The sequence below is a fragment of the Gordonia sp. UBA5067 genome (assembly GCF_002414845.1).
Lineage (GTDB): Bacteria > Actinomycetota > Actinomycetes > Mycobacteriales > Mycobacteriaceae > Gordonia > Gordonia defluvii.
In genome coordinates this window covers 11284-15808 of record NZ_DIAX01000052.1, presented here as the reverse complement: position 1 = coordinate 15808, position 4525 = coordinate 11284, and the positions used below count along the sequence as shown (strand labels likewise).

The following is a 4525-nucleotide window of genomic DNA, read 5'->3' as shown; positions in this document are numbered from 1 at the left end:
CGGTGAGCCGACTATCGTGGCCGATGCCGGGATCGCGGGCGCGGTGCCGGCGGCGCTGGCGCACGAGCCGGCACTACTGATCACGACGGGCGGGACCGGGCCCACCTCCGACGACCACACCCCCGAAGCCACCGCCCCCCATCTGACCACCGAACTGCCCGGTATCGCCGAGGCGCTGCGGCAGGCCGGCCGCGCCTCGACGCCGTTTTCGTCGCTGAGCCGTGGCCTGGCCGGGTTCGCCGGCCGGACACTGGTGGTGAACCTACCCGGCTCCCGTGGCGGCGTCCGCGACGGGATAGCGGTCCTCGACCCGTTGATCACGCACCTGTTCCACCTCGCCGCCGGCGGCGGCCATGAGTAGTCGCCTGCCCGCCATCGCGTCGACCCCCCTGGATCCGCGGGACTGCGAGCGCGCCGTCCACACCGCCGCCGACGGTGCCATCGTCACGTTCACCGGGACCGTTCGCGATCACCACGACGACCGCGCGGTAACCGCGCTGCGCTACGAGGCGCATCCGCGCGCCGGTGAATTCCTGGCGCAGGTGTGCGCGGAGCACCGCACCGCCGACGTCCGCGTCGCGGCGCAGCACCGGATCGGTGAGCTCTCGATCGGCGACATCGCCGTCGTCGTCGCGGTCAGCGCGCCGCACCGGCGGGAGGCATTCGCGGTGTGCGCGGCGGTGATTGACGCGGTGAAGGCCGTCGTTCCGATCTGGAAATACGAGACCTACGCCGACGGCACTGCTGACTGGCAAAACCCGGGCTGTTGATCGACCACGACAGGAGATAGGTACACATGAGTTCCGTTGGGGCCGCCCTGACACTCGTCGCGGTGCTGCTCTGGCTGGGCATGGTGATCGCGATCTCGTTCCTCGAGGCGCCGCTCAAGTTCACCGCGCCCGGGGTCACCCTCGCGATCGGCCTCGGAATCGGGCGTCGGGTGTTCCGCGCACTAAACGCCGTCGAGGCCGTACTGGGCGTCATCGCCGTCGCCGGAATCGTGCTGGCCTTCGCCGCCGGCAATCATGGCCCGGCGGCCATCTGGGTCGGTACTGTCAGCGCCATTGTCTGCCTCGCCGCGCAGGTCGTCGGCGTGCGGCCCGCACTGAACCGCCGATCCGACGAAGTGCTCGCCGGCGACGGCACCACCGCGCAGGACCGGCGCAGCACCGCGCACTTCTACTACGGCGGCTTGGAACTGGTCAAGATCGTCGCACTCATCGTGGCCGCGATGGCCCTGCTGCTGCACGGCTGACCCCCACCGGCTGCTATCCGCCCCGCACCCTGGTGACCAAGGCGTTCACCGGTCCGGGGATGAGCAGAAGCAGCAGCGGCAGGCTGCCCACCGACGGCCAGACCAGGGTGATGACCAGGGCCACCACCAGCGCCAAGAGGGTGCCGACGCCCGACCACCCGGCCAGGCCGGCACGAACGTCATCGTCGTCGACGAGTAGGTCGCGATGGCGGGCCCCTTGGCGCGCAATGGTGATGAGAGATCCGATGGCGACGGCCAGCACCACGAGGTAGAAGGCATCCGCCCAGGGCACTTGATCATTGGAGATCAGCGCGGTGGCCAGCGGAAGCACGACGATCGAGAGCAGCCAGGCGAAGTGGACGTTGAACATCGTCGAGTTGTAGTTGCGGTAGTTCTCCATGATCTGGTGGTGGTTGCGCCACAACACCCAGATAACGGTGAAGCTGACAATGAACCCCATCAACTCGTTGCGGTGCTCGCCGACCGCCTGGAGGAAGGTTCGCTGCACCTGCAGTTTGCCGGCGACGTCGGCCACCGGCAGCACCAGCAGCGTCATCGCGATGGCTACCACCGCGTCGGAAAACATGATGAGCCGCCGCAGGCCCTCGGTGGTGCGGCGCTGCGGATCGTTCGGCATGGGATGAAGCGTAGGGCGTGCGGTCGCCCGGCGCTGATACATTTCAGGCATGCCGTACCACGGTTCACCGGGCGAGGACTGAACATGCGCCCGACCGCGTGGGAGCCTGCCGAGGCGACCTCGCCCGACCCCGATCCGCAGGGCCGGGCAGCCGAGTTGGCCGGCTTCCTCGACGGCCGGCGCACACTCGCCCTCACCGGGGCAGGGCTCTCGACGCCGTCGGGGATCCCCGACTACCGCAGCCCCGGCGCACCGCCGCGGACCCCGATGACAATCCAGATGTTTCTCGGTTCTGCCGAGTTCCGGCGCCACTACTGGGCCCGCAACCATCTGGGCTGGCGGCACATGGACGCGGCACATCCCAACGCGGCACATCGAGCGCTCGCGGCAATGGAGTCATCCGGCCTGGTCACCGGTGTGATCACGCAGAACGTCGACATGCTGCACATGAAGGCGGGTTCGCGACGGGTCATCGATCTGCACGGCTCCTACGGACGGGTGATCTGCCTGGACTGCGGGCACCGACTTTCGCGCTACACCTTGCACCGGGAACTCGAGGCCGCCAACACGGGGTTCTCCGATCGGGTCGTCGGCCGTGGAGCGATCGAGGTGGCCCCCGACGCCGACGCCGTCCTGACCGACACCGCGGAATTCGTCGTGGTGGACTGCCCGCGGTGCGGCGGGATACTCAAACCCGACATCGTCTATTTCGGTGAAGCGGTCGCGAAAGACGTGGTGGACCAGGCCTTTGCGATGGTCGACGCCGCGGATGCCCTGCTGGTCGCCGGTAGCTCGCTGACCGTCATGTCCGGCCTGCGGTTCGTCCGGCACGCTGCCCGGATCGGTACGCCCGTGGCGATCGTCAACCGGGGTGCGACGCGAGGTGACAGCCTTGCCGCGATCAAGATCGATCACCGCTGCGAGGTGATTCTCCCCGGCGTCACGCGGGCGCTGAGCCAAGACTCAGCCTGACTTATGAACCTTGTTGCATAGCAACATAGTGCACTGCTACTGTGCACGTATGGCGCTGGAGAATGCGATCATGGTTTCCCTGGCCGAACGGCCCGGCACCGGTTATGAAATTGCGCAGCAATTCGATCGGTCGATCGGTCACTTCTGGTCGGCGACGCATCAACAGGTCTATCGCACCTTGAAAAAGCTCCACGCCGACGGCCTCGTCGACTTCGAACCCGTCGTGCAGGACGGCCGACCGGACAAGAAGGTCTATCAGCTCTCCGGCCTCGGGCGCGAACGCCTCGCGACCTGGGTCTCCACGCCCACCCCGGTCACCCCCCTTCGCAACGAAATCGGTGTCAAGATCCGCGGGGCCGAGCACGGCGATCTCGGCTCGGTCATCCTCGAGGTCGAGCAATACCGGGAGAAGAGCCGCCGGCTCCTCGGGCTCTACCACGGATTCGCCGAGCAAGACTATCCCGACCCCGACGCGCTGACCGGCCGCAAACTGCACCAGTACCTCGTCCTGCGCGGTGGCATCCGCGGGGCACAGAGCGCCGTCGACTGGTGTGACGAAGTCATCGACGGCCTCACCCGCGAACGTAACCGCACCACCGCCGATCAACCCAGCCCCGTCTCCGATTAAGGATCACCGTGACCTCTCCCGCCGCCCCCAACCCCCACTACCCCCGACTATTCGAACCGTTGCGGATCAACGGCCTCACCCTGCCCAACCGCATCGTCATGGGGTCCATGCACACCGGCCTCGAAGACCGCGTGTGGGACACCGACAAACTCGCCGCGTACTACGCCGAGCGAGCACGCGGCGGCGCCGGCCTCATCATCACCGGCGGCTTCGCCACCACCCGGACCGGCCAGCTCCTGCCGTTCGCCGGCAAGATCACCAACGGTGTGGACGTTCGGCGTCACCGCCGGCTCACCCAGGCCGTGCACGAGGCCGGCGGGGCGATCGCGATCCAGCTCATCCACGCCGGACGCTACGGCTACACGCCGCTGAAGGTCGCGGCGGGATCCGAGCCCTCGCCGATTCACCCGTTCAAGCACCTCAAGATGACCGAACCCATCATCTGGCATGTCATCAAGTCCTTCGGCCAGTCTGCGAAGCTCGCCCACCGGGCTGGATATGACGCGGTCGAACTCATGGGCGGCGAAGGTTACCTGATCAACCAGTTCCTCTGCCCGCACACCAACGACCGCACCGACAACTGGGGCGGCTCGACGGAGAATCGTCAGCGCTTCCTCGTCGAAATCATCAAGGCCGTGCGCAAGCAGGTTCCCGCCGACTTCCCGGTCATCCTGCGCCAGTCGATCGCCGACTTCGTGAAGAACGGCCAGACGTGGGATGAGATCGCCCTCCTGGCACGCACCGCGCAGGATCTGGGCGTCGACGCGATCAACACCGATATCGGCTGGCACGAGGCCGGCGTCCCGACGATCGTCACCTCGGTGCCCCGCGGTGCGTTCGTCAAGTTCACCGAACGGCTGCGCGCCGAAGTGTCGATCCCACTGATCGCCTCCAACCGCATCAACACCCCGGAGTTCGCCGAGGAGATCCTCGACCGGGGCCGGGTCGACGCCGTCTCGATGGCCCGGCCGATGCTGGCCGACCCCGAGCTGCCCAACAAGGCCCGCGACGGCCGCGCCGACGAGATCAACAC

The 4525-nt window shown here is 67.5% G+C and carries 7 protein-coding genes; 6 read left to right on the top strand and 1 reads right to left on the bottom strand.

What is annotated here, in order from left to right; genetic code table 11:
* The 3 genes from B4M62_RS08695 to B4M62_RS08685 form a co-directional block, all read left to right on the top strand.
* Positions 1-361 (top strand): molybdopterin-binding protein (locus B4M62_RS08695; RefSeq protein ID WP_290706733.1); only part of this gene is annotated, 361 nt, incomplete at its 5' end.
* Positions 354-770: a molybdenum cofactor biosynthesis protein MoaE gene (locus tag B4M62_RS08690; protein ID WP_290706731.1), complete on the top strand. Its 417-nt coding sequence runs from the start codon at positions 354-356 to the stop codon at positions 768-770. The genes B4M62_RS08695 and B4M62_RS08690, both read left to right, overlap by 8 nt.
* A gap of 26 nt (positions 771-796) precedes the next feature.
* Positions 797-1255 carry a hypothetical protein gene (locus tag B4M62_RS08685; RefSeq protein WP_290706729.1) on the top strand — a complete coding sequence of 153 codons (459 nt, stop codon included), beginning with the start codon at positions 797-799 and terminating at the stop codon, positions 1253-1255.
* A 13-nt stretch (positions 1256-1268) separates the two neighbouring features.
* Here B4M62_RS08685 and B4M62_RS08680 read toward each other — a convergent pair whose 3' ends face one another.
* Positions 1269-1892: a TMEM175 family protein gene (locus tag B4M62_RS08680; protein WP_290706728.1), complete on the bottom strand. Its 624-nt coding sequence runs from the start codon at positions 1890-1892 to the stop codon at positions 1269-1271.
* A gap of 84 nt (positions 1893-1976) precedes the next feature.
* Here B4M62_RS08680 and B4M62_RS08675 point away from each other — a divergent pair, with 84 nt between their 5' ends.
* The 3 genes from B4M62_RS08675 to B4M62_RS08665 form a co-directional block, all read left to right on the top strand.
* Entirely contained in the window at positions 1977-2864 is an 888-nt protein-coding gene (locus B4M62_RS08675; RefSeq protein ID WP_290706727.1) for a Sir2 family NAD-dependent protein deacetylase, read from the top strand.
* A gap of 49 nt (positions 2865-2913) precedes the next feature.
* Positions 2914-3492 (top strand): PadR family transcriptional regulator, encoded by a 579-nt coding sequence (locus tag B4M62_RS08670; protein ID WP_290706725.1) that lies wholly within the window; start codon positions 2914-2916, stop codon positions 3490-3492.
* A gap of 8 nt (positions 3493-3500) precedes the next feature.
* A partial coding sequence (locus B4M62_RS08665) for a 2,4-dienoyl-CoA reductase FMN-binding domain-containing protein (protein ID WP_290706724.1) occupies positions 3501-4525 on the top strand: 1025 nt, incomplete at its 3' end.

Coding starts and splice junctions, on each gene's coding strand:
- B4M62_RS08690 (WP_290706731.1), top strand. CDS start 354: ATGAGTAGTCGCCTGCCCGCCATCGCGTCGACCCCCCTGGATCCGCGG.
- B4M62_RS08685 (WP_290706729.1), top strand. CDS start 797: ATGAGTTCCGTTGGGGCCGCCCTGACACTCGTCGCGGTGCTGCTCTGG.
- B4M62_RS08680 (WP_290706728.1), bottom strand. CDS start 1,892: ATGCCGAACGATCCGCAGCGCCGCACCACCGAGGGCCTGCGGCGGCTC.
- B4M62_RS08675 (WP_290706727.1), top strand. CDS start 1,977: ATGCGCCCGACCGCGTGGGAGCCTGCCGAGGCGACCTCGCCCGACCCC.
- B4M62_RS08670 (WP_290706725.1), top strand. CDS start 2,914: ATGGCGCTGGAGAATGCGATCATGGTTTCCCTGGCCGAACGGCCCGGC.